A 1025-nucleotide genomic window follows, 5' to 3' on the forward strand; every position below is an offset into this window, starting at 1 on the left:
ATTGGTTTATTAATGATGATTCCCTTTATATAAAACCAAAAGATTTCATTTTTGCAAAATAATAATCTTAAAAACCAGATAAAACCGTATATTATCGACAAAACCTGAATATAAGGTCCTATATGACCTTCACCAGTAATCACTTTAAGACAATCATTAATATCAGATTTTAGTTGGAATAATCGACGATATGGCAAATGTATTCTACAGTAATAATGAATCTAGTAGGCTTCACTTAATTATTTAAATGAAAATCAGGTTATTTAGGGGTAGGGGTTCCTCTTATGAAGATAGACAGAAATGCTGTATTTCCAATCGCTCTTAGGGTGACTTTACTAGGGATAAGTGTTGATGCAATAGCTGACTCATCATCATGTGGTTCTCTGAGTACAAATACCACTATCTCTCAAAATGAGACAGAACCCTATAATCTCTCACAGTGTGAAAATCTTACTATCAAAAAAAACGCATCGATTGTTACCCCTACAGGGCTACCAGATCCTGTAAATGATCCATACGGTCTGAAATATAGTGCAGTCAATATCGGCACTAACAATAATATGGCAAAAAAGGTTTACGTTGATACCATTGTGAATAACGGAAGATTGCAGGGAACAAATGGGGTCTCAGTAACTTACAGTGGGTCTGTTGGTAAGTTACGTAATAATGGAACCATAATCGGAACGAACGGAACCATATCGGTTGTTGGTCAAATGAATATGCTGGATAATTATAGCTCAATTAATTCCACCAATAACCTCTCTTCATTGAATGCAATACAGATACAACCATCGAGTAGCTCAGATTATAAGGGACAAATAGATACTATCCTAAATCAGAAGGAAGGATCGATTGATGGGATAACTGTTATAACCTCAAAACTTAAGCTCTTTCATAATGTTGGAAAACTGAAATCTCAGAATATTAATGCTTCCTTTACTTTAGCAACGTTCGTTATCGACGCTGGCAGTAATGTCGGTATTTTCAATAATGATGGAACAGTGGCTGGACCCAATCACAGTGTT

General features: G+C 35.3%; 1 protein-coding gene and 1 pseudogene. One reads left to right on the forward strand and one right to left on the reverse strand.

Going from position 1 to position 1025, the window contains the following annotated elements; translation table 11 throughout:
• On the reverse strand, positions 1–197 hold a 197-nt coding region (locus AAC147_RS05645; RefSeq protein WP_231571626.1), incomplete at its 3' end, for a hypothetical protein.
• Positions 198–284: 87 nt separating this feature from the next.
• Between AAC147_RS05645 and AAC147_RS05650 the strand changes: the two are divergent.
• Positions 285–1025 (forward strand): annotated as a pseudogene (locus AAC147_RS05650) (autotransporter outer membrane beta-barrel domain-containing protein); the annotation flags it as partial.

This window comes from Xenorhabdus sp. NBAII XenSa04 (genome assembly GCF_963866145.1).
Classification (GTDB): Bacteria; Pseudomonadota; Gammaproteobacteria; order Enterobacterales; family Enterobacteriaceae; genus Xenorhabdus; species Xenorhabdus indica.